The 22045-nt window shown below is 62.0% G+C and carries 20 protein-coding genes and 3 pseudogenes; 12 read left to right on the top strand and 11 right to left on the bottom strand.

Translation table 11 applies throughout. From position 1 onward, the window contains the following. Nucleotides 1–4 precede the first annotated feature (4 nt). Nucleotides 5–784 (top strand): class I SAM-dependent methyltransferase, encoded by a 780-nt coding sequence (locus tag Tal182_RS22740; RefSeq protein ID WP_085861097.1) that lies wholly within the window; start codon nt 5–7, stop codon nt 782–784. A gap of 20 nt (nt 785–804) precedes the next feature. On the opposite strand, the gene Tal182_RS22735 is transcribed toward Tal182_RS22740, so the two are convergent. The 3 genes and pseudogenes from Tal182_RS22735 to Tal182_RS22730 form a co-directional block, all read right to left on the bottom strand. Then, nucleotides 805–2094 carry an amidohydrolase family protein gene (locus Tal182_RS22735; RefSeq protein ID WP_085861096.1) on the bottom strand — a complete coding sequence of 430 codons (1290 nt, stop codon included), beginning with the start codon at nt 2092–2094 and terminating at the stop codon, nt 805–807. A 26-nt stretch (nt 2095–2120) separates the two neighbouring features. Continuing rightward, nucleotides 2121–2257: pseudogene (locus tag Tal182_RS31840) on the bottom strand (ABC transporter permease); the annotation flags it as partial. A gap of 5 nt (nt 2258–2262) precedes the next feature. Continuing rightward, nucleotides 2263–2465 (bottom strand): annotated as a pseudogene (locus tag Tal182_RS22730) (BMP family ABC transporter substrate-binding protein); the annotation flags it as partial. Between the two features lie 342 nt (nt 2466–2807). On the opposite strand from Tal182_RS22730, the gene Tal182_RS22720 reads away from it, so the two are divergent. Both Tal182_RS22720 and Tal182_RS22715 read left to right on the top strand, forming a co-directional pair. Next, on the top strand, nt 2808–3428 hold the full coding sequence (locus Tal182_RS22720) for a lysophospholipid acyltransferase family protein (RefSeq protein ID WP_085861094.1): 621 nt from the start codon (nt 2808–2810) through the stop codon (nt 3426–3428). Continuing rightward, entirely contained in the window at nt 3425–4354 is a 930-nt protein-coding gene (locus tag Tal182_RS22715; RefSeq protein ID WP_085861093.1) for a phosphatidate cytidylyltransferase, read from the top strand. The genes Tal182_RS22720 and Tal182_RS22715 overlap by 4 nt, the downstream gene beginning before the upstream one ends. A gap of 11 nt (nt 4355–4365) precedes the next feature. Here Tal182_RS22715 and Tal182_RS22710 read toward each other — a convergent pair whose 3' ends face one another. The 5 genes and pseudogenes from Tal182_RS22710 to Tal182_RS22690 all read right to left on the bottom strand — a co-directional run bounded on the left by Tal182_RS22710 (nt 4366) and on the right by Tal182_RS22690 (nt 8311). Further along, nucleotides 4366–4689, bottom strand: coding sequence for a chaperone modulator CbpM (locus tag Tal182_RS22710; RefSeq protein ID WP_085861092.1), 324 nt, complete (start codon nt 4687–4689; stop codon nt 4366–4368). Nucleotides 4690–4691: 2 nt separating this feature from the next. Then, nucleotides 4692–5606: a J domain-containing protein gene (locus Tal182_RS22705; RefSeq protein WP_085861091.1), complete on the bottom strand. Its 915-nt coding sequence runs from the start codon at nt 5604–5606 to the stop codon at nt 4692–4694. A 131-nt stretch (nt 5607–5737) separates the two neighbouring features. After that, nucleotides 5738–6190: pseudogene (locus tag Tal182_RS22700) on the bottom strand (universal stress protein). Nucleotides 6191–6279: 89 nt separating this feature from the next. Further along, nucleotides 6280–7104 (bottom strand): phosphoenolpyruvate hydrolase family protein, encoded by an 825-nt coding sequence (locus Tal182_RS22695; protein ID WP_085861090.1) that lies wholly within the window; start codon nt 7102–7104, stop codon nt 6280–6282. 10 nt (nt 7105–7114) lie between these two features. Next, nucleotides 7115–8311 (bottom strand): Tm-1-like ATP-binding domain-containing protein, encoded by a 1197-nt coding sequence (locus tag Tal182_RS22690; protein WP_085861089.1) that lies wholly within the window; start codon nt 8309–8311, stop codon nt 7115–7117. A gap of 130 nt (nt 8312–8441) precedes the next feature. On the opposite strand from Tal182_RS22690, the gene Tal182_RS22685 reads away from it, so the two are divergent. The 7 genes from Tal182_RS22685 to yghU all read left to right on the top strand — a co-directional run bounded on the left by Tal182_RS22685 (nt 8442) and on the right by yghU (nt 14779). Beyond that, the gene (locus Tal182_RS22685) at nt 8442–9107 is read left to right on the top strand and encodes a GntR family transcriptional regulator (protein ID WP_085861088.1); all 666 of its coding nucleotides are present in this window, start codon (nt 8442–8444) and stop codon (nt 9105–9107) included. Between the two features lie 76 nt (nt 9108–9183). Further along, on the top strand, nt 9184–10437 hold the full coding sequence (locus Tal182_RS22680; RefSeq protein WP_085861087.1) for an extracellular solute-binding protein: 1254 nt from the start codon (nt 9184–9186) through the stop codon (nt 10435–10437). 59 nt (nt 10438–10496) lie between these two features. Further along, nucleotides 10497–11432: a sugar ABC transporter permease gene (locus Tal182_RS22675; RefSeq protein ID WP_085861086.1), complete on the top strand. Its 936-nt coding sequence runs from the start codon at nt 10497–10499 to the stop codon at nt 11430–11432. Further along, entirely contained in the window at nt 11429–12256 is an 828-nt protein-coding gene (locus Tal182_RS22670; protein ID WP_085861085.1) for a carbohydrate ABC transporter permease, read from the top strand. Before Tal182_RS22675 ends, Tal182_RS22670 begins: the two co-directional genes overlap by 4 nt. A 2-nt stretch (nt 12257–12258) precedes the next feature. Beyond that, on the top strand, nt 12259–13350 hold the full coding sequence (locus Tal182_RS22665; RefSeq protein ID WP_085861084.1) for a Gfo/Idh/MocA family oxidoreductase: 1092 nt from the start codon (nt 12259–12261) through the stop codon (nt 13348–13350). Nucleotides 13351–13364: 14 nt separating this feature from the next. Beyond that, nucleotides 13365–13745, top strand: coding sequence for a cupin domain-containing protein (locus tag Tal182_RS22660; RefSeq protein WP_085861083.1), 381 nt, complete (start codon nt 13365–13367; stop codon nt 13743–13745). 155 nt (nt 13746–13900) lie between these two features. Continuing rightward, nucleotides 13901–14779: a glutathione-dependent disulfide-bond oxidoreductase gene (gene yghU / locus Tal182_RS22655; protein WP_085861082.1), complete on the top strand. Its 879-nt coding sequence runs from the start codon at nt 13901–13903 to the stop codon at nt 14777–14779. Between the two features lie 159 nt (nt 14780–14938). On the opposite strand, the gene Tal182_RS22650 is transcribed toward yghU, so the two are convergent. Then, nucleotides 14939–15850, bottom strand: a complete 912-nt coding sequence (locus Tal182_RS22650; RefSeq protein ID WP_085861081.1) for an acetamidase/formamidase family protein — start codon at nt 15848–15850, stop codon at nt 14939–14941. A gap of 260 nt (nt 15851–16110) precedes the next feature. Between Tal182_RS22650 and Tal182_RS22645 the strand changes: the two genes are divergently transcribed. Together Tal182_RS22645 and Tal182_RS22640 are read left to right on the top strand one after the other, a co-directional pair. Further along, entirely contained in the window at nt 16111–16365 is a 255-nt protein-coding gene (locus tag Tal182_RS22645; protein ID WP_085861080.1) for a type II toxin-antitoxin system Phd/YefM family antitoxin, read from the top strand. Then, entirely contained in the window at nt 16362–16784 is a 423-nt protein-coding gene (locus Tal182_RS22640; RefSeq protein WP_064806545.1) for a type II toxin-antitoxin system VapC family toxin, read from the top strand. The genes Tal182_RS22645 and Tal182_RS22640 overlap by 4 nt, the downstream gene beginning before the upstream one ends. A 120-nt stretch (nt 16785–16904) precedes the next feature. On the opposite strand, the gene Tal182_RS22635 is transcribed toward Tal182_RS22640, so the two are convergent. Both Tal182_RS22635 and Tal182_RS22630 read right to left on the bottom strand, forming a co-directional pair. Further along, complete coding sequence (locus Tal182_RS22635; RefSeq protein WP_085861079.1) at nt 16905–20378, bottom strand: AAA family ATPase; 3474 nt, start codon at nt 20376–20378, stop codon at nt 16905–16907. Next, nucleotides 20378–21646, bottom strand: coding sequence for a DNA repair exonuclease (locus tag Tal182_RS22630; RefSeq protein ID WP_085861078.1), 1269 nt, complete (start codon nt 21644–21646; stop codon nt 20378–20380). Before Tal182_RS22630 ends, Tal182_RS22635 begins: the two co-directional genes overlap by 1 nt. Nucleotides 21647–22045 lie beyond the last annotated feature (399 nt).

Below are 22045 nucleotides of genomic sequence, written 5' to 3'. Positions count from 1 at the left end.
TGTCATGGCGTGGGATCGTGCCGATTTTTACGACGCAGAATTGGCGCGGCATAATCGGCACCTTCGGGACGCTGCCGATGTCGGTGTGGCTGACCGAGTGCTCGATATCGGCTGCGGCGCGGGGCAGACGACGCGCGAGGCCGCCCGCGCCGCACTGCAAGGAGAAGTGGTCGGGGTGGATACTTCCGCAGAAATGCTGGAAGTCGCAAGGCGACGGAGCGCTGCGGAGGGTTTGCGAAATGTGGTGTTCGAGCAGGCAGACGCGCAATTCCACGCCTTTCCGGCTGCCAGTTTCGACCTCTGCATCAGCCGGTTTGGCGTAATGTTTTTTGCCGATTCGGCCGCAGCCTTTGCCAATATCAGTCGGGCGATGCGCCCGGGGGCGCGCCTTGTGTGGATGGTGTGGCAGAGCCGGGAGCGTAACGAGTGGTCTGGCGCGATCCGGCAAGCTCTGGCGCCGGGAACTGCGGTTTCGGCAGGTGGTCCCAATCCGTTTTCGCTTGGCGCTCCTCCGATTGCGAAGGACCTTTTGAGCGCCGCAGGTTTTAATTCGATCGACTTCGCCGACGTGCGAGAGCCGGTCTTCTATGGACCAGACGTCGATGCGGCGTCTGACGCGCTCGCCGGTCTTTATCTTTTGAAGAACGCACTCGCACATACCGATGAACCGCCCGGCAAACCGCTGCAGCGTCTGCGCGATTTGCTCGAGGCGCATATGACGCCGGAGGGCGTGTTTTTCGACTCCCGCGCCTGGATCATCACAGCTCGCCGCGCGGCGGGATAGTACGCAGGCCTCGGCGCGTCTCAATAGCGTGATGAGTAATCGAGGCCGCCGTCGATCCGGGCCGGGCGCCCATCCAGGAAAAGCTCGCCGATGCGCGGCGCCGAGCGGGCGACGACCTTGCCGCGGCGGATCACCGCCAGCCGGTTCGGCTTCAGCCTCAGCGCTTCCAGCGTATCTCTCGCCTGAAGGATGACGAGGTCGGCGTTGCATCCCTTCTCCAGGCCGTAACCTGAAAGGCCCATCGTCTTCGCCGAATTGACGGTCAATGCGTCGAAGATTTTCTTCTTGTCGTCGATGCCGGCCATCTGCGCGACATGGATCGCCATGTGGCCAACCTCCAGCATGTCGCCGGATCCCATCGAATACCACGGGTCCATGACGCAATCGTGCCCGAAGGAGACGTTGAGCCCGGCATCCATCAGCTCACGCACGCGGGTCATGCCGCGGCGTTTCGGATAGGTATCGTGCCGGCCCTGCAGCATGATGTTGATCAGCGGATTGGGGATGACGTTGATCTCGGCTTCCGCCATTAGCGGAATGAGCTTCGAGATATAATAATTGTCCATCGAATGCATCGAGGTCAGATGCGAGCCTGCGACACGTCCCTGCAGGCCGAAGCGGATGGTTTCGGCTGCCAGCGTTTCGATATGGCGCGACAGCGGATCGTCGGTCTCGTCGCAGTGCATGTCGATCGGCAGACCGCGATCGGCGGCGATGCGGCAGAGCGCCTCGACCGAGGCTGTCCCTTCGCCCATCGTCCGTTCGAAGTGCGGAATGCCGCCGACGATGTCGACTCCCATGTCGAGAGCCCGGTTGAGCGCATCGATCGCGCCCGGGGAACGGTAATAACCGTCCTGCGGGAAGGCGACCAGTTGAAGATCGATATAGGGCGCCACCCTTTCGCGGACCTCGATCATCGCCTCGACCGTCACCAGCCTGGGATCGCTGGTATCGACATGGCTGCGGATGAAGAGCAGGCCTTGCGTCACCGCCAGATCGCAATAGCGCAGCGCACGGTCCACCAGCTCTTCCCTCGTCACGATCGGGCGCAGTTCGCCCCACAGCGCGATGCCTTCGAGCAGGGTGCCGGAGACGTTCGTGCGCGGCAGGCCGAGCGACAGGGTGGCGTCCATATGAAAATGCGGATCGACGAAAGGCGGGCTGACCAGCCTGCCGGTTGCATCGATTTCTTCGCCCGCCTGCGCCTGGAGATTGCGCTCGACGGCGATGATCCTGCCACCCCCGATGCCGATGTCGATGCTGGTGTGGCCATCGGGGAGATTTGCGTTTCTGACGATCAGATCGAACATCGGAGCCTCGTTGGATGTGGACGGTCTCAGCGCTCGCCACGGCGATAGGGCTGCATCAGCGCCTGCGGAACGCGGGCGCGGCGGGCCAAAGAATATAGGGCGTCATCAGGAAGAGCCGATTAGGCACGAGCCCGCCCAGTACGGTTTGCAGCCGAAGCGTGAATAAGGCACGCCTTCGGAGAAGACATATTCGATGACGCCGTCCTTGGCGGTGTCCTGGAGGGCTTTGTGCAGACAGGAGTTCCAGGACGCATGGAGGCCGGCAACTTTCAGGGGCGCAGCCGCCCTTGCGAGCGGGACGAGCCGCTGACGCCAAGCGCAATGCCCGACACGACCACTACCCAGCGTGAAATCAGCATGTCTTTGATCATTGATTGCTCCCCTTTTTTACCATCTGGTTTAAAAATCATAGTAGCGCCCAAAAAGGTGTCAAGCATCGAACCAGCTTAAAAATCAGGCTGATGGCCGCTGCGATTGGTCTGACGGAACGAGGGATTGGCGCGACGAGATTGGCAGGATATGCATTGGAGCATTGGGTCGGGGAAATGAAAATGGGTGAAGAAGAGGACGCCTCGCGGCGACCGATCGCGAGCCGGTCGTCGTCTTGGGCGATCGGCTTGAGCGCATGGCTGGCGCGCAGCGGCGTGACGCCGAACAGCATTCGTCACCTGCATTACACGCATGACGAGACTTGCCCGCTCACTGGAGAGACTATGATCGCGCTCATCCGTCGTCTTCTCGTGCTGTTCGTCCGTATCATGGTCGGCGCCCGAAGCGAATGGCGGGGCTGCACCCCCGATCCGACCCGCCGCATTTATTTCGCCAATCACAACAGCCATGTCGATACCGTCGCCGTCATGGCCGCCCTGCCGTGGCAAGTGCGCCGGCTGACCCATCCGGTCGCGGCGCGCGATTATTGGGGAACCAACGCCTTTCTCCGTTTCATCGCGGAAAAAGGCCTGCGTGCTGTCTTGATAGACCGCAAGCCTCTGCCCGACAGTAATCCGCTGGCGCCGGTCGAGCGCCTGCTGGAGGAGGGGCGCTCGGTCCTGATCTTTCCCGAAGGAACGAGAACCTCCAGCGACGAGATCGCTCCGTTCCGCAGCGGCATCTATCGCCTTGCTTGCCGTTTTCCCGATGTCGACCTCGTGCCGATTCATCTCGACAACCTTCAGCGCATCCTGCCGAAGGGAAGCATGCTGATCGTCCCGATAACCTGCACGGCGCGGTTCGGCAAGCCGCTGCGCGTCGAAGCGGGCGAGGAAAAGGGCGCGTTCCTGGCCCGCGCCCGCGCCGCGGTCATCGAGCTCGCCGACGGAGGCCTCGTCGCATGACCAGCTATTTCTCCATCGTGCTGGCCGCGATCCTCGGCCTGCTGGCCGTCGCGTCGGCCATCGGCTTCGTTCTTCAACGGCGCGCGACCGAGCCCGGGTCCGTCGCCACCGTCCACAACCTCAATGCCCGTATCCGCTCATGGTGGATCATGGTCGGGGTCTTCGGCGGCGCGATCCTGCTCGGCGATACGGCGACGGTCATTCTATTCGCATTCCTGTCATTCATGGCGCTTCGCGAATTCTGGACGCTGACACCGTCGCGTCGCGGCGATCACCTGGCGCTCTTCCTGTCCTTTTTCGTGGTCCTGCCGCTTCACTACGTGTTGCTCGGAACGGCGTGGTACGGGCTCTTTTCGATCTTCATCCCCGTCTATGCCTTCCTGATCCTGCCGGCGGTGGCCACCCTGACGGGGGACGTCAACGAATTTCTGGCGCGCAGCGCCAGAGTGCAATGGGGCTTGATGCTGACGGTCTATTCGATCAGCCACGCCCCCGCGCTCCTTATGCTGCAGACCGGCACACCCTCCGCGCTTCTTCTCGTCTATCTCGTCGTCGTGGTGCAGCTCAGCGACGTTTTCCAGTATGTCTGGGGCAAGCTCCTGGGAAAGCACCGCTTCTCGCCGAACATCAGCCCGTCGAAGACGCTGGAAGGTCTCTTCGGCGGCGGCGCATCGGCGATCCTTCTGGGAACGCTGCTCTATCGCCTGACGCCGTTCTCGCCTCTGCAGGCGGCGGCCGTGAGCACGGTCCTCGTCGTCGCGGGCTTCTTCGGCGGCTTCGTGCTCTCGGCGATCAAACGCGACCTCAACGCCAAGGACTGGGGCTATGTTATCGAGGGCCATGGCGGCGTGCTCGACCGCATGGATTCCATCACCTTCTCAGCGCCGCTGTTCTTCCACATCGTCCGCTATTGGTTCACGACATAGGCATGGTCATGTTAAGACCGGTCGAGATCTTCCAGACTCGCGAACAGTCGGCGCTGAACATCCCGCTGCTGGCTATTGATAGCTGACATCAGCATGGCCATCGTTTCCCGCAGCCCGTGCAGCTCGTCCACCAGCTCCATGACGATATCAACGCCGGCTTCGTTGACGCCCATATTCCCCATCAGGTCCAGGATGAGCCTCGCGCGGGCGACGTCGGCGTCGCGAAACCGTCGCTGTCCACTCGACGTCTCCGGGATCAGCCAGCCCTGTTCGACCCAGAAATCGAGCTGGACGACATCGATTTTCAAGCAAAGACGGAATTCGAGATCATCCATGATCAGGCCTCCATGTTCTTCCTCGGATCGTATGGATGTGCGGCCGCCCATTCCTGCACCAGGGACGTCAGCCGGTCGTCGGGGCGATCGGGCAATACGATCTTCAGCGAGACGTAGACGTCACCGTGCCCGCCGCCGCGTTTCGGAACGCCCTTGCCCTTGAGGCGCAGAACCTTGCCGGTGTTGGAATGCGGCGGCAGCGTGAGACTGACAGGTCCGGACGGCGTCGGTGCGCGAATCTTGCCTCCGAGCACCGCTTCGCTGAGCGAAATCGGCAGCTCCAGGCGGATGTCGTCGCCGTCACGCGTGAAGAAGCGATGCGGCCGCACCCGGATTTCGATCAGCGCATCGCCCGCCGGTCCGCCCCCGATGCCCGGCTCACCCTTGCCGCGCAGCCGCAAGGTCTGGCCGTCGCGGGTTCCCGGCGGGATCTGCACCTCGAGCGCGGGGCCATTGGGAAACTTGACCTCTGTTTTGGCGCCGTTGACTGCCTCGAGGAAATCGACCTCCATGGAGAAACGCCGGTCCTGGCCATGGCTGCGCGCTCGGCCACCGCCGGTCCGGCGCGAAAAGAAGCTCGCAAAGATATCATCGGCGTCGCCGAAATCGGCGAACCCGGCGCTGTTGTGATAGGGATCGTTGGGACCGCTTGCCGAGGCATAATCGCGATAATAGTTGCGCTGGGCCCGCTCGGCGCCCGACATATCGATCTCGCCGCGGTCGAAGCGGCCGCGCTTTTCCTCATCACTCAAAATCTCGTAGGCGGTCGAAATTTCCTTGAACCTTTCTTCGGCGTGTTTGTCGCCGGGGTTGAGATCGGGGTGAAGCTTCTTGGCGAGCTTGCGGAACGCGCTCTGAATATCCTTCTGCGTGGCATCCCGCTTCACGCCCAGAAGCTCATAGGGATCCTGGCTCATGCATCTCTCCGGTCGGGCAGTGAATACTGCTGGTTGGGTTGGGATTGATATAGGTTGCCTGGCCGCCGCAGGGGAGGGGGTGGTCAAACGTCAAAAGCCCGTCGTGCCATGAACGGCGGAGGCTCGCCAGATCAGAGCGAAGCGACGTCTTCTGTTTGAGCAGCAGAGTCTTCATCGGCATGATCGAGGCGCCGGTCGATGAGAACCGAGCACCCGGCATGGCGCACGACCTTCTCGACGATCGAGGGGAAGACATAATCGGTGATATCAGGGATGACACCAGGATGGCTCTCTCCCTTGCGGCCGACACGAGCAGCGAGGCGGCAACGCCGATGCGAACCTCGATCATCGCCGGAATGTCCAGCTCCCTTGCACAGCGACGCAAGTTTCCGTTCGGCGTCGATAATGGCAGCCGCCTCGAATTCCTCGGGGATGTCGGTCAGGTGGTGGCGCGGGATATTTTCGATGACGTGCATGACGACGATCGTTCCGCCTTCGTCCACCAGCGCCGCAGCCCGGCGCAGCAGATGCTTGGCCGTCTGTCTCGAGTCCATGCCGATGCCGCAGACGATCGTGCGATACATGGGCGCGATGGTGAGCCATAGCTCATCCCCGCTGCCGACGCCCCATATTGGAGGCGCCGGCAGTTGGCGTGCGCCGGTCCAAGCAGCGCCTAAACCTTCGCAAAAGCCTCGACCTGCGCGCGGATTGCGAGCTCGGTCGGCAACCGCTCCATCGAACTTGCGCCGTAGAAACCGTTGCAACCCTTGCAGCGAGCGAGCACGTAGGCCGCATCCGCGGGCATGGCAATCGGCCCTCCATGGCAGAGGACGATCACATCGTCGCGCACAGACCTCGCAGCATCCGCCCATGCGTTGATCTTCTCCACACATCCGTCGAGCGTCAGCGCCGTTTCGGCACCGATCGCGCCTCCTGTGGTCAGCCCGAGATGGCAGACCACAATGTCGGCACCGGCTTTGGTCATGGCAATCGCGTCGTCGCTGCTGAAGACGTAAGGGGTGGTCAGCATGTCCTTGGCGTGAGCCCGGGCTATGATGTTGATCTCCAGATCGAAGCCCATGCCGGTCTCTTCGAGGTTAGCGCGGAAGGTGCCGTCGATCAGCCCGACGGTCGGGAAATTCTGGATGCCGGCAAAACCCATCGCCTTCAGCTCGTCGAGGAAGTGATCGGGCAGCATGAAAGGATCGGTGCCGTTGACGCCGGCGAGCACCGGCGTATGGCGCACGACCGGCAGGACCTCGCGGCCCATCTCCTTGACGATCTCATTGGCATTACCATAGGCCAGCAGGCCGGCCAGCGAGCCGCGCCCGGCCATGCGGTAACGGCCGGAATTGTAGATCACGATCAGGTCGATGGCACCGGCCTCCTCGCTCTTGGCGGAAAGGCCGGTGCCGGCGCCGCCGCCAATGATCGGCCGGCCCTCGGCGATCTTGCGGCGAAGCTTCGTCAATATTTCGTTTCTGTCGATACGGGTCAAAACTCTCTCCTCAGGCGTGGATCTCGTGGAAGCTGGCGACGAGCGCCGCAGCGAATTCCGGGCTGTTGATATGGGCATCGATCTCGACGAGGCGCCTGTTCGGCGCATCGCGCCAACCGGTGCGGATGGCGGAAAACAGCGCCGCGTCGGCTTCGGGATCGTGGAACGGCTGACCGGCGGCGTCGATTGCCGAAACGCCCTGAAGCGGCAGCAGGAAACGGACCGGCCCCTGCATCCGGTTGAGCCGGTCGACGATAAAGGCGCCTATACAGTTGTTTTCTTCCGGCGTGGTGCGCATCAGGGTCACTTGCGCATTGTGGACGTGGAGCCTGCGGTCGCGGAAAGCCGCGGGTACGGTTTCCCGCGCTCCAAAATTCACCATGTCGACGGCGCCGACCGAGCCGACATAGGGCAGGCCGGTGCGGATGATGGCGCCGAAGCGATCCTCGGTCGCCGGAAAGACGCCGCCGACTAGGAGATCGGGAACCTCCGTCGTCGTCACATCGATCACGCCCTGCACCAGGCCGGAATCGGCAAGCTTCTCCATCGATTGACCGCCGACGCCAGTCGCATGAAAGACGTAGATTTCATGCGTCTCGCCGAGCATCTCGCGAACCTGGGTGACGCAAGAGGTGGTGACGCCGAACATGGTCATGCCGACGCCCGGCCGGTCGTCCGTCGAGGCGGGAATGGGGTTGCGGGCCATGCCGGCCGCTGCATTGGCCGCATTGCCGATCACCTTGCGCGAGATCGCGTTCAGGCCGGCGAGGTCGACGACCGAATACATCATGGTGAGGTCGTTCGGTCCGACATAGGGCGCCACATTGCCTGAAGCGACCGTCGATACCATCAGTTTCGGCAGGCCGATGGGGAGCGCCCGCATCGCCTCCGTGACAAGCGCCGTGTTGCCGGTTCCGCCGAGGCCGAGCACCGCACCGATGTCGTCACGCGATTTCAGATACGCCGTCAGGGCCTTGGCCATGGCCGAGACCGCCGTTCCGCGGTCCGTCTGCCCGAGCACGGCCGGGGCGCCCTCAGGATGAAATTCGGCGACATCGCGTGCCCGGATATCGGCGCCCGCGCCGTCCCCGAGCGTACCGACATTAACCAGTACGGCATCGACTCCAGCCGAAAGGACCACCTCCTTGGCGTAGCGCAGTTCCGCTTCCTTGGTGTCGCAAGTGCCGACGACATAGACCTTTCCCACTGGTTGTCCTCCTATTTTTGATCCGTTTCCACTTATTTTCGATAAAGTTCCTGTTTTTGTATTTTCCATATTGTATATTCTTTTGCATATTGCATACTTAAATCACGAACGCCAGACGGAAATGGAGACCATGAACGCACCGCGCCACCTCACCCTTCGCGAGCGGATCTACGAGGAAATCGTTCGCCTGATCGTCTCCGGCGAACTGCCGAGCGGCGTCTCGATCGAGGAAAAAGAATTGACGGAACGCCTGCAGGTCAGCCGCACGCCGTTTCGCGAGGCGATCGGCACGCTGGCCAAGGAAGGACTGATCGAGATCAAGCCCTATCGCGGCTTCTTCGTGCGCAGCTTCACACCGAAGGAGATCGACGACCTCTACAATCTGCGCAAGACACTCGAATGTTTTGCAGTCGAGCTCGCCGTTCCCGAGATGAGCGATCGGCATATCGCGAACTTCGAGCGTATCCTGGATGAGGCGGTGGCGGCACTGCGCCGCGGCGACATGGCGACCTACGGTATCCGCGACAAGGAATTCCACGAGACCATCGCCGAACTTTCGGGCAGCACACCGTTGATCGAAACGCTGGCGCGGCTGGCACTGCAGATCCAGATCTGCCGCTCGATCGCCAATGAGAGCCGCGATCTCGCCGAGCGGGCGGCCGAGGAGCGCGATCAGATCCTGCAGGCTTTCAGGTCGCGCGACGTTGCCCGCGCCAAGGCGCTGATGCACGCGCATATCAGCGACGTCCAGCAGGCGGTCATGGCGCGCTTTCAGAAGGAAAATCTGGCGACTTGACGGATGAAATGAAGGAGGGAGGTCTCCTTTCAACAGGCGAAAAACGTGGCCGAGGAGCGGCCGGGAGGAGGGAACAATGCTGAAATTTCTTGCCCGTGGTACGGCACTGGCGGCGATGATCGCCGCAAGTTCGCTGGCGCATGCGGAGACCTTGAAGATGTGGGGTCCCGAACAGATCACCGAACCGCTGGTCGCGCAGCTCTGGAACGGCATCAAGGCCGATTTCGAAAAGGCCAATCCTGGTGTAGCGGTTGAATTCATGCCGCCGACCGGCACGATCAGCAACGGCGCGGTGCAGGCGGCAATCCAGTCGGATGCCGGCCCGGACGTCATCCTTACCAATTCCGGGATCGGCCGCGTCAGCGTCGTCAAGAATGCCAAGCAAGTCATACCGCTCACCGAGCAATATGAAAAGCGCGGCTGGAAGAATGAGATCTACCCCTGGCTTTACACTGAACTGAAAGGACAGTTCGGCGGCGAAATCTACGAAGTTCCGGATGGGCTCGATGCTCTCGGTATCTGGTATCACAAGGATCTTTTCGCGCAGGCGGGCTGGAAGATCCCGGCGACCTGGGCCGAGTTCGAAACGTTAATGAAATCGATCGAGCAAACCGGGCTGCAGCCGATCGCCATCGGCCCGCGCACGCCGGGCAGCGCCGGCCATCTCTTCGGCAATCTGCTGCAGTCGGCGAGCGGCAAGGAAGTGATCGGCAAGGCGCTGCGCCGCGAGATCGCCTTCAACGATCCTTCGGTGGCCGCCGGCGCCGTCCGGCTGCAGAAGCTGGTCGAGGCGGGCTATATCAAGAAGGAAATGGCGGGTCTCGACCTCGACGGCGCTTCGCGCCTCTGGTTCAACAAGCGCGCCGCCATGTTCGTTGCCGGCCCCTGGTTCACCGCCAACGCCCGCAAGGCCGGCTATGACCTCGCCAATGCCGGTTATGCGCCAATGCCTTCCGACATCAAGGGGGCTGATATCCCGACGGGCGGCGTCGGCTGGAGCTGGCTGGTGCCCGTTAACTCCAAGCAGCCGGAGCTTGCGATGAAGTGGATCGACTTCATGCTGTCGGATGCGGTGATGAAGAAACGCGCGCAGGATCCGGCAAGCACGATGATCTATCCGCGCGAAATCCCCGGCGTCGAGCCGCCGACGCCTGTTCTCAAAGACATCTTCGCGGCTGCCGCCAGCGGCGTCGGCTACAATCCGAGCGTCTATCTGCCCGGGCCGGTGCTCGACACTTATTTCCAGGTCATCCAGGGCCTCATCTCCGGCCAGATCGGCGGCGAGGACGGCATGAAGCAGATCCAGGCGAAGATGGCAGAGGCGAAATAGTGGCCATTCCAGAAACGCCGGGAAGCAAGGCCGTGGCTCCTCTCAGCACTGCACCTGCTATGGCGAGACATACGGGCGGCGACTCCGCCCGTATGTCCAAACGCCGGACGGCAGGCTCCGCGTCGCCCAACGGCGATGCCGGCACCGCATTCTGGCTGATGGCGCCGGCGCTCGCGCTCTATGCCGTCTTCACGCTGCTGCCGATCGCTGCCACCTTCTGGCTGAGCTTCAACAGTTCCGCCGGCTTCAACACTTCAGCGAGATTCGTCGGCGTCGACAACTACGCCAAGGCTGCGCAGGATCCGATCGTCTGGAAGAGCCTCGGCCATACCTTCATCTGGCTCGCCTACCATGTCGTGATGGCAGGCGGGCTCGGCCTTCTGCTGGCGCTTGCGGTCAGCAGGCTCAAGGTCACGCAGGTCTTCTTCCGCACCGCTTTCTTCCTGCCGCATCTGGTCTCGCTTGCAGTCGTCGGTGTCATCTGGGCCAATATTTACGATCCGTTTTTTGGCCTGCTGAATACGGCGCTGACGCGGATCGGACTCGGCGCCTTCACCCAAGGCTGGCTTTCCGATCCCGCGCTGGTGCTGTTCTCCGTCAACGTCGCAAGCTCGTGGCAGGGGTTCGGCCTTTACATGCTGCTCTTCATCGCCGGCCTGCAGAATATCGACCACTCGCTTTACGATGCAGCCGAAGTGGATGGCGCCAACACTTTCCAAAAGATGATTTATGTGACGCTGCCGGGGCTTCGCGAGGTCATGACCTTCGTCGTGTCGCTGGCGATGATCAACGGCCTGAAGGGCTTCGCCACGGTCTTCGTCATGACCAACGGCGGGCCGTTCTACCAGAGCGAGTTGATCACGACCTATATCTACCGGCTTGCCTTCCAGTCCCAGGATCACGGGCTTGCCGCGGTGCTCTGCATCCTGCTCAGCCTGCTGGCGATCGTGATCACCATCGTCTTCAACCGCTGGCGCGCGAGGCTTTCCCAATGAGCGTGCGCAATCGCGAATGGCTTGTGGTGCTGGCGCTGACGCCGGTCTTGATCCTGATCCTCGCCCCTTTCGTCTGGCTGGTAATTTCGAGCTTCAAGACAGAGGCCGAGATCGGCCAGGCAGATCCCTTCACCTGGCCCGCCGACCTGATGTGGCGGAATTATCTGGACGCCTGGCAAATCGGCGGCTTCGGCGAGCTCGTAGGCAACAGCCTCATCAACCTCATCGGCGTCGTCCTTCTGTCGCTCGTCACCTGCGCGCCGGCTGGCTATGCGCTTGCCAAGATCCGTTTTCCCGGCCGGGAATGGCTGTTCTACGCCTTCATCCTCGGCCTCACCGTGCCGGTCCAGGCGATCGTCATTCCGCTCTATCAGGTGCTCTTCGGGCTGAACCTTGTCAATACGCTTGCTGGCATCGTGCTGGTCCAGGTCAGCAACGGCATTCCCTTCGGCATTTTCCTGATGCGGAGCTTCTTCATCGGCGTGCCGGACGATCTGATCGAAGCCGCCAAGATTGACGGCGCCTCGCATTTTCAGATCCTCACCAAGGTGTTTCTGCCGATCTCGACGCCGGCGGTGCAGGCGCTCGTTATCATCAGCGCGCTCTCCACCTGGAACGACTTTTTCTTGCCGCTGATCGTGCTGATCAGCCCCGAAGTGCAGACGCTGCCGCTCGGGCTGGTGCGTTTCGCCAGCACCTATGCTTCCGACTACCGCCTGGTCTTTTCGGGAACAGTCATTTCGTTCCTGCCGATCATTCTCCTCTACATCCTGATGCAGCGCCGTTTCACCGAGGGGCTGACGCAGGGAGCAATCAAGGGCTGACCATGTCGCATCATGTCCAGCGGGAAATCCGCTACAATTTCGAATTCGATCACCGCATCAAGGCCTGCTTCATCGGCGCCGGCGGCCATGCCTATCGCAATGTCTATCCGGCGCTGCGCTATGCGCCAGTCGAACTCGCCGCGATCTGCGATCTCGATCTCGGCCGTGCCGAGAAATTCGCCAAGCTTTTCGGCGCCGGCAAAGCCTATACCGACCATCGCGAGATGCTCATGCGGGAAAAGCCGGACCTGGTCTTTCTCGTCACCGCCTATCATCCCGACGGCCGCGTGCAGGCGACAGATCTGGCGCTTGACGCCCTTGCCTCAGGCGGGCATGTCTGGATGGAAAAGCCGACGGCTGCGAGCCTGGAGGATATCGAAAAGCTGCAGGCGGCAAGTGCGGCGGCCGGCCGCATGGTGATGACCGGTCTCAAGAAGACCTTTTTCCCGACGATTGAGAAGCTTAAGGACCTGATCGGCTCGCCCGGTTTCGGCAGGCTGACCTCGATCAACGTCCGTTATCCGCAGAGCCTGCCGAGGCGAGAAGACCGCGCCGATCTCGTCAAGATGCAGAGCTTCCTCGATCACATCTACCATCCGGGCGCGATCCTCAATTTCCTCGGCGGCGAGATCGAACGTGCTAGCTATGAATGGGAAACGCTGACTGGCGCGAGCGTCACCAGCCTGCGCTTTCGCTCCGGCGCGATCGGGACGCTGCATCTGGCGGCCGGCCAATCCGGCGGCAGCATCTTCGAGCGGGTCGAGATCATCGGTGAAGGCGCCAACGCCATCGTCGAAAACGGCAGCCGACTGATCTATTTCCGCAAAGCCGACCTGCCGTCCTACGGCCGTGCCGCAAGCTTCATCCAGCCGGACGAGAATGCGGCGCTGTTCTATGAGCCCGAACATTCGCTCGGCCAGCTCTACAACAACAACCTCTTCTATCTCGGCTACGTGCCCGAAATCCTGCACCTGACCGACGCTATCCTTGGCGGCACGCAGATAACAAGGGGCACGCTCGAAATCGCCTGCGAGATCATGAAGCTCTTCGAATTCTACAGACGCACGGATGCCGGCGTCACTTCCAATCTCTGACCGGAGGCACAGTCTTGAGCGAGACCGACATCATCTTCAGGAAAGCCGGCGGCGAATTCATGCCAACCAGCTGGGGCGAACTCAACTGGAAGATTACCGGCGACGGCACGCCCGGCGCCGAGATGACCTTCGGCACCTGCCGCATCAATCCCGGCGAGCGCAACCAGTTGCACTCGCATCCCGATTGCGAGGAGATCCTTTACGTCATTTCAGGCAGTTGCGAGCACAAGCTCGGCGACGCCGTTTACCGGCTCGAAGCCGGTGATGCGATCCGCATTCCCCGAAATGTCAGGCACTGGGCGCGGGCGCTCGGCAGCGAACCGCTCTTCGCCCTGATCATGTTCTCCTCCGGCACCAGGACGGCCATCAATCATGAAGGCGAGGGCGCAGCCTGAACCTGCCGTTTTGCTCGACTTTGCCGAGGCTCTGACGATTGCGTGAAGCCGCTCCGATAGCTGTGACAAATCCCCATCGCCTCTGCTATGTCAGGAAAAATGCGGCGACCCAACCGGCGTCGCGCTCTGTCTGATCAATGCCAGGAGTTTAAAAGATGAGCGGTACCTCCGACTATATCCCCCCGAAGGTCTGGACCTGGAACAAGGCAAATGGTGGCCAATTCGCCAACATCAACCGCCCGATAGCAGGACCGACACATGAGAAGGAGCTTCCGATCGGCCGCCACCCGCTGCAGCTTTATTCGCTCGGCACGCCGAACGGCCAGAAGGTCACGATCATGCTCGAGGAACTGCTGGCCCTTGGCCATAGCGGTGCTGAGTACGACGCCTGGCTGATCAAGATCGGCGAGGGCGACCAGTTCGGCAGCGGCTTTGTCGCCGTCAATCCCAACTCCAAGATCCCGGCGCTGATGGACCGCAGCGGCCCGAAGCCGATCCGCGTCTTCGAGTCCGGCGCCATCCTCACCTATCTCGCCGAGAAATTCGGCGCTTTCTTGCCGACCGAGCCGAGTGAGCGCGCTGAATGCCTGTCATGGCTTTTCTGGCAGATGGGAAGCGCGCCCTATCTCGGCGGCGGCTTCGGCCATTTCTACGCCTATGCGCCTGTCAAGATCGAATATGCGATCGACCGGTTCGCGATGGAAGTGAAGCGTCAACTCGACGTGCTCGATCGCCGTCTTGCCGAAAGCGAATATGTGGCAGGCAGCCAATACACGATCGCCGATATTGCCATCTGGCCCTGGTATGGTGGCCTGGTGAAGGGCTGGACCTACGGGGCGGCCGAGTTCCTGCAGGTCGAGGACTACAAGAACGTGCTGCGCTGGGCCGACGCCATCCACAGCCGGCCGGCGGTTCAACGCGGCCGGATGGTCAACCGTCTCTCCGGCGAACCCTCGACGCAATTGCACGAGCGCCACGACGCCAGCGACTTCGAGACCAGGACGCAGGACAAGCTGGCGGCTGCCGCCGAATAAACAAGCCTGACATCAGGCGGTCAGATCAAAGGCCGGTGATCGGCCTTCGATCTAAAGCGCGTCGCGTTAAACTTGATTCATGCGACGCGCTTAGCTCTTTGCTTCCATGCATGTCCTTACCCCGGAACCGCTGAACACTTCCGGGCGATATGCAGCGGCCTATCGGCGGACCAGCCATTTCTTGGCGACCCGGCAAGCCATTGTATAGGCCGGGTCAAAGACGTTGCCGACATCGTAACGCACCACCTGACCCAGCAGATGGCTTGCCGCTGTCCTGTCGAGCCCGTAATCCGAGGCCAGCCAGTTCAACATTTCGCTCGTCGCATGCTGAAGCGCTTGATCGAGGGGCCGGGCATTGCCGATGGTGAAAATGTCTTCAGTAGTTTCTCCGCGTGGCCAGACCAGCCCGGCCTTCTTTTCCACCGTCAGCCGCACCGTGACTTCGAAAGTGGTCTCGACGCCGGTGCCGACGATCTCGCCATCTCCTTGCACGGCATGGCAGTCGCCCAAAAAGAAAAGGGCGCCCGGCGCTGATACGGGCAATCGTACGGCCGTGCCCGGACCAAACAGGCGATAATCCATGTTACCGCCATATTCGCCGCTGGTCGCCGTCGAGATTGCCTGGCCAAGGCTGGGCGCAACGCCGAAACAGCCGATCATCGGCGCAAGAGGCAGAACGAAATTATCGAGTCCGGAGACCGGCTCGGACAATCGGACCGTCAATGCTTCGCGGTCGATGGCCCAGATCGCCATATCGCGCGGCGGCAGGTCGCGAACCGTTTCAGGATCGATGACATTGGCCGCGACAATGCTGCGCGTAAATCCAGTGTCCCTCGTCGGAATCATGCTGATGATCTCGACCTTCAGCGCATCTCCGGGCTCCGCGCCCTCTACTAAGATCGGGCCGTTCATCGGGTTGGGACCGGATGTCCGCCGGATGCCGTCCTTGTCATAGCCAATGGCGTCGAGCGTCTCCGTGACCACAGTATCGCCGTCAGCGATATGCAAGGCGGGCGGAAGAGAGCCGATGACATTGTGAAAGGTCGTCGGAATGAAGCGGTGAGTGGTCATGAGAATACGGCTCTCGCTTTTTTCAGATACCATCAGGCCACGGCTGGGCTGCCAGGCTGAGAGTCGAGACTAGATCAGAGATGATCTGGGAAGCCAATATCCCTGCATCGCTCGTGTAGCCCTGCGTCGATTTCGCGATCGTGCCCCGACGTCTCCTGTCGCGAGACGGTCGGCCGATCCGCTCAGGAGCGTTATGGCCGATCTTGCCTTTCATTCTCCGGATGCTATATGTAGGTAAGTACCTACGTCGGAGGTGGATTATGAGCGTGACACATCTTTCCAGCCGCGAACTCAATCACGACGTGAGCAGGGCAAAGAAGGCGGCGCAACATGGTCCGGTCATCATCACGGATCGTGGGAAGCCATCCCACGTGTTGATGACCTATGACGAATTCGAGCGGCTAATCGGCAAGCCCCGCAGTCTCGTCGATGCTCTCTCAATGCCTGGCCTTTCGGATATCGACTTCGACCCGTCTCGTGTTGAGATCGCCCCCCGAGGAGTCGATCTATCTTGAAATATCTGCTGGATACCAATGTTGTTTCCGAGCTGCGCAAGGTCGGAGACGGCAAGGCCGATGCCAATGTGGTCGCATGGGCTGGAGCGCAAGATGCAACAGGCCTATGTATCTCCGCCATGACGATCCTGGAATTGGAACGTGGAATACTCGGCGTGCAGCGCCGCGATGCAGCGCAGGGCGCTCGTCTGCGTGCGTGGCTGGAAAATCAGGTTCGACCGGCATTCGCCGACCGTATCCTGCCGATCGACGATGCGGTCGCGACGCGCTGCGCGCATCTGCATGTTCCAGACCGGCGCAATGAAGCCGATGCCTTGATTGCCGCGACTGCCCTGATTCACGGCCTGACCGTCGTTACCCGCAATGTCCGGGATTTCGAAGGCGCAGGCGTTATCGTGCTGGATCCGTGGCAAGATTGATCTCCCTGCCGAAACGCAGAGACAATGCTACGGCCAGGGCTGCTCCTTACTGGGGACGCCGCCAGTTTGCCCTCACCAGGAGCGTCGCGTCATGGTGGCGCGGCGTTTCTTTGCGACCTGTCACGGCAGTTGATGTATGGTCACGTTCGGAACAACGTCTCGCGCGATCTCGCAGAGATGCCAATGGTGGGTCAGGTAGATAACCTGTCCGACCTTTGCCATTTCGCCGAGCAGGCGGAAAACCTCTTCGGAGCGGGGATTGTCGAAGCTCTCCATGATGTCGTCGGCGACGAAGGGTACGGGCCGGCGAAACGCTGCGAATTCCTCGTAACCCGCCAGCCGAAGCGCGAGGTAGAGCTGGAACTGAGTGCCGGTCGACATCGCATCCGCAAGCTTCGAACCACCGTCGCGCGACACGCCGATCAATATCTCCTTGTCCCGGTCGGGCTGGGTCGTCAGGCCGGAATAATTGCCGCCGGTGATCAGGCGAAAGGCCTCCGATGCGCGGTTCATCATCGAACTGCGATGTTTTTCCCGATAGATATGCAGCGCCTGTTCGGCCGCGAGCGTGCCGGCGCGCAGCGTCAGGTGCCGCACTGCCAGTTCCTCGATTTCAAGGAAAATGGTTCGGCGCTTGGCCTCGATCCGGGCCACGGCGTCGTCTCCGCCGACGGCCTCGAGCTTCTGCCGCGCCAGCGACACGTCGGAATAGAGAAGCTTCGCACGCTCGGTAAGATCCTCGATCCGGGCGCCAAGCTCCATGGCGTCGCGCTCGACCGCAGCGGCGTCGACACCGTCGAGGCGCTGTTCCGCCTCGGAAAAACTCGCAGCACGCAATGCCTCGGTGATCTGGTGGCGTAAGGTGGCCGCCCGCTCTTCCAGCCGGTCCCGCTCTCGGGACTGGTTCAGGAATGTTTCGACCGAAGCAAGCGAGTCTGCGGCGAAATAGCCGGTCAATTCGTTCTTGCGGGCATTGTGAACGGCCAGTTCCTCCTCCAGCGCACGCCGTTTTTCCAATTGTTTGTCGAGATCTGCCTGCCGGTCTGCCCGAAGCTGCGCCGCATGCCGCGCCGCCTCATGACGTTCCACGAGCGCGTTTGCGGAGGCGAGCGTATCCACCGCCGGCTGGCTAAGGCCGCAGTCTATGAGAAGACCGGCGATATGCTCGCGGAATTGCTGCTGGTCGCGCTCCATCGCGGCAACACGACTTGCGAGGTCATCCCTCTCCTTCAGGATGGAGGGCAGTGTAGCGAGCGCATTCAGCATTGCGCGGACGGCGGCCATCGAACCGGCCTTGTCGGCAAACCAAGTTCGCGACAGCGCCTCCGCCCATTCCCGCTCCCAGGCCGCCATGGCGGCTTCCGCCTCCTGCCGGTCGCGCTCGCGTTCCCTGAAATCGCGATTGAGATCGTCGAGCGCCTTCTCATGCGCCTGCCGCGCCGCTTGTTCCGCTTTGCCGGTGGCAAGCATATTGTTCGCAGTCTGCATCAGCTCGGCGACCGATAATTGGTCGACGCCATCATGACCGGCATCCGCAAGGCTCGCCGCAAGCGTCGCGACGTGCCCCTCCAGTTCGAGGCGAAGCGCGTCCGCCGCGCCTTCGGCCTGCTGCAGATCGTTCCAGGCGGAAAGCGCCGCGGCTCGCTTGGCGCTCCATGCCTCGAGTGCGGCAATACGCGCCGCGGCTTCGGCACAATAGTCGATTGCACCCGGCAGCAGACCGCCGAGGCGCTCGCAGAGCGCCTCATGTTCGGCGCGCGCTTCGGCAAGCAGTTCCCTTTGCCGTTCGATCGCCGCTGTCGTTGCCGCTTCCGTCTGGCGGAGTTGGCGCAGTTCGGCCAGTTCCTGAGCGCGGGACAGCCGGCCGGCGGACAACATGTCGTCTTGTCGCATCCGCTCCTCGAATGTCTGAGCTGTGGCGGCATTCAGATTGGCGAGATGCACCTGCCAGGCGGCATCGCGTTCATCGCGTAGCCGCGCGGCTTGGCCATCGTCTATCGAACCGTCAGTGGCGATGGCCACGATCCGGGCTTTGGTCAGCGCCTGTTCCGTACCGAGATCCCGCAGCCGTGCCTGATGATCCTCGATCCGCTTGTCGATAGAGGTCGCCTGGCCGCGCCAGACCTCGATCTGCCGTGGCTCCGCCGCAGCCGTGCGTTCTAGGGCGACGGCATCACCGGTCCAAGGTGCAAGCTGTGCGAATTGCTTCTCCTGTATTCGCTTCGCCTGGACAAGTGTGCGTTCCTCCATGGTCAGCCGCATCGAGAGATCAGACCCCGTCAGCAGGTTCAGGGCGATCTCGATGCGGCCGAGACGCGTGGGATCGAGGTGGCCGGCCGCATCTTGCGAGCCGCCTTCCTGGTTCGATCTTTCGAGATTCTCTTGTGCTCGCACCAGTTCGCGGCCCGCCGCGGCCAGTTTGGCCTCGACGCCGGAGCGCCGTTCGATGAGATCGCGGACGACGCCGATCAGCGAAGCGGGCAGCAGCAGTGCCTCGGGCGCCGTGTGGCCGGGCTGTTCGAGATCGGCCAACAACCGAACCAACATGCCTTCCTGTTCGGCGAGCGCTAACCGGCGTTTCGGCAGATCGCTCTCCGCCGCGAGACAGCGCGCCCGCCCCTGATCCAGCAGGTCCATATGCGCAGCGACTGCCAGCCCCTTTTCGTCGATGGTGATCGCCTCGATCTGATCGGCAAGCTGGCGGAGCGTGCGGTCGGCGGCCTCGACAAGCGCCTGCAGCCGCGTCTCGTCGCGGGAAAGCTGCGGCAGGAGCGCATACCATTCGGAGGGCGGCCGCGGCAGATCGGCCATGCCGGCTGTATCTGCGATCAGCCGCCGGAGCTCCAGCGCCGCAGGCAAGGCGCCGAGAAGGCGCGTCAGCTCCTGATGCCGCGACTTGGTCTCGGCCAGTTCCCGTGTGGTCGTGCTATAGGCGCGCTCGGCCTGCTCATGGGTCGATTTCAGGCCCGCATAGGCCGAGGCCAGCGTGTCGATGGCATTGCGCTCGGCCTTGAGCGCTTCGAGCGAGCGCTTGAGTTCCGCCAGCCTGGTGCTCGACGACCGCTTCTTATAGATCGCGTTGGCTTCGTCGGCCGCGGTCACCAGCGAACGGCTGAGCCCTGCCAGACCCGAGCTGGCCGAGAACAGCAATTCGCCGAGTTCGCCCTTGCTTTGTATGATGGCGTTGCCGCCTTCCTTGAGCGACTGATCATCGAGCGAGAACATGGTGCGATAGGCCTCGCGACCGACGCCGCCAAGCGCGCCGGCCAGGAGCGCCTCGTTCACAGCTTGTCCCCGATCGTCGACAAGGCTGCCGGTCCGCAGCTTGAGCCGCGCCAGCTCGTATTCCGAGCCACCAAATTCCAGCCGCGCACCGACCTTCATCGTATTGTAGGGATGCAGGAAATTATAGGTGCTGCGCTCACCAATGCCGTAGAGCAGATCAAGATAGGCGGCGAAGGTGGTCGATTTGCCCGCTTCGTTCAGGCCATAAACGATGTGCAAGTCCGGCGAACCTTGACGGGCCGTGCCGAAATCGATGGAGTGATCGGTGAACTTGCCATAACGGGTGAGGTCGAGGCGGCGCAGGCGCATCAGCTCTCTCCCCGATCCACCGCCTTCATTCGGGCAGCGATGTCCTCGGCGCCATCGGCGAGAAGGCTGTTGATGAAGCGTTCAAAACCCTCCTCGTTCTGGCCGGCAAATGCCCGGCTCTCGGGCGGCAGGTCGGCGAGCAGGTCCCGGACCATCTCCCTGACATCGTCGCGAAACCCGCTGCGGGCGATGACCTCGTCCCGCATCAGCGCGCCGAGTTCGACGACGGGATCGGCGGCGGGCGCGTCTGCGGGGATCGAGGGCGCTTCGAAGGCGAGTTCCAGCTTCTCGATCCAGGTGCGGCCGATCACGTCGCTGCGCCGCTCGGCTTCCGCCTGCATGAGGTCAACATCGCGCCGCAGCTGCCAGGAGAGCGGCGTGCGGCCGGAAAGCCTGAGGCGTGCGACAAGATGCGGCGAAGCCGTGCGGTCGCGCTGCGCCATCAGCGCCGTCTCGACCACTGTGGCCGCCTCACGCCAATCATCGACATCCGTGAGGTCGACATTGACGCGCTCGAACTGCGCGATGCTGGTGCGCCGCTCCTCGACCGTCACGGTCCGGTTGTCCGCCACGGTCACCAGCGACACGGTCTTGACCCCCGCTTCATTGATGTCGCGGCCCTGCGGCATGCCGGGCATGATGACCGTCGCCGTGCCGGGATAATGGCTGCGCTGGTGGAGATGCCCGAGCGCCCAGTAATCGAAACCCGAGGTATGCAGGTCGAGCACGCTGCAGGGCGCATAGACATCATGTCCGGCCGATCCGGCCAGGCTCGTATGCATGATGCCGATGTTGACGGCATCCGCTACCGGCGGCTTGAATTTCGGCAGCAACGGGTCCGGGGCCTGCGGTTTCGCAAAGCTCAGGCCGTGGATCGCGACCGACAAGCTGCCCTTCGTGGCCTCCACGATCTCGGCATGGCCGCCGAAGATCTTCACCGTATCGGGCATCACCAGTTCCCTGGCGATCTTCGACATCGCATCATGATTGCCCCGGATCTTGAAGACTGAGATGCCCGCTCGGTGCAGGCGTTCGAGCTCGCCTGCCAGGAAGCGCGCCGTCTTCATCGACGTCTGCTCGCCGTCATAGAGATCACCGGCGATGACAAGCGCATCGACCCGCTCTTCAAGGCAAAGATCGACGATCGCGACCAGCGCTTGCCGGCTGGCGTCACTCACGAGGTCGGCCAGCTCTGCGTTGCGAAGCGCGAGAGAGCGCAGGGGAGAGTCGAGGTGGAGATCGGCGGTGTGGACGAAACGATAGGCCATGAATGCAAGAATGGTGTTGCGATAGAGTGATCCAACAGGCGCCGGAGATAAGCGTACGATCGTTATCGCCCGGCAGTAAAACATCGGAATATGCCACGAACATTCAGAGCATGGCGGCGGCGTCCTGGCGAGTAAAATGGGTCGGCGAAACCGGCCCATCCACAGTCAATGCTGCTCGATCGGGGCAGGCACGGCAGCAATCGCAGCATGAGGTATTTCGAATGCAAGCTCATGATTGCTGCTTTCGGTATCGCGGCGGCAAATTTCCTGTCGATAAAACTTTAGGTTCCGCTGTGGCAATATTTTCAACCCGAATGTCTATCGTCGCAACTTGCGGAAGAAAATGAGCCGGACGATCTTCGCGGAATGTGCAGCGGTTTTTGACTCCCGGCAGGAAAA

Source organism: Rhizobium sp. TAL182, assembly GCF_002117725.1.
Classification (GTDB): Bacteria; Pseudomonadota; Alphaproteobacteria; order Rhizobiales; family Rhizobiaceae; genus Rhizobium; species Rhizobium esperanzae.
This window is presented reverse-complemented; position numbering and strand designations above follow the sequence as displayed.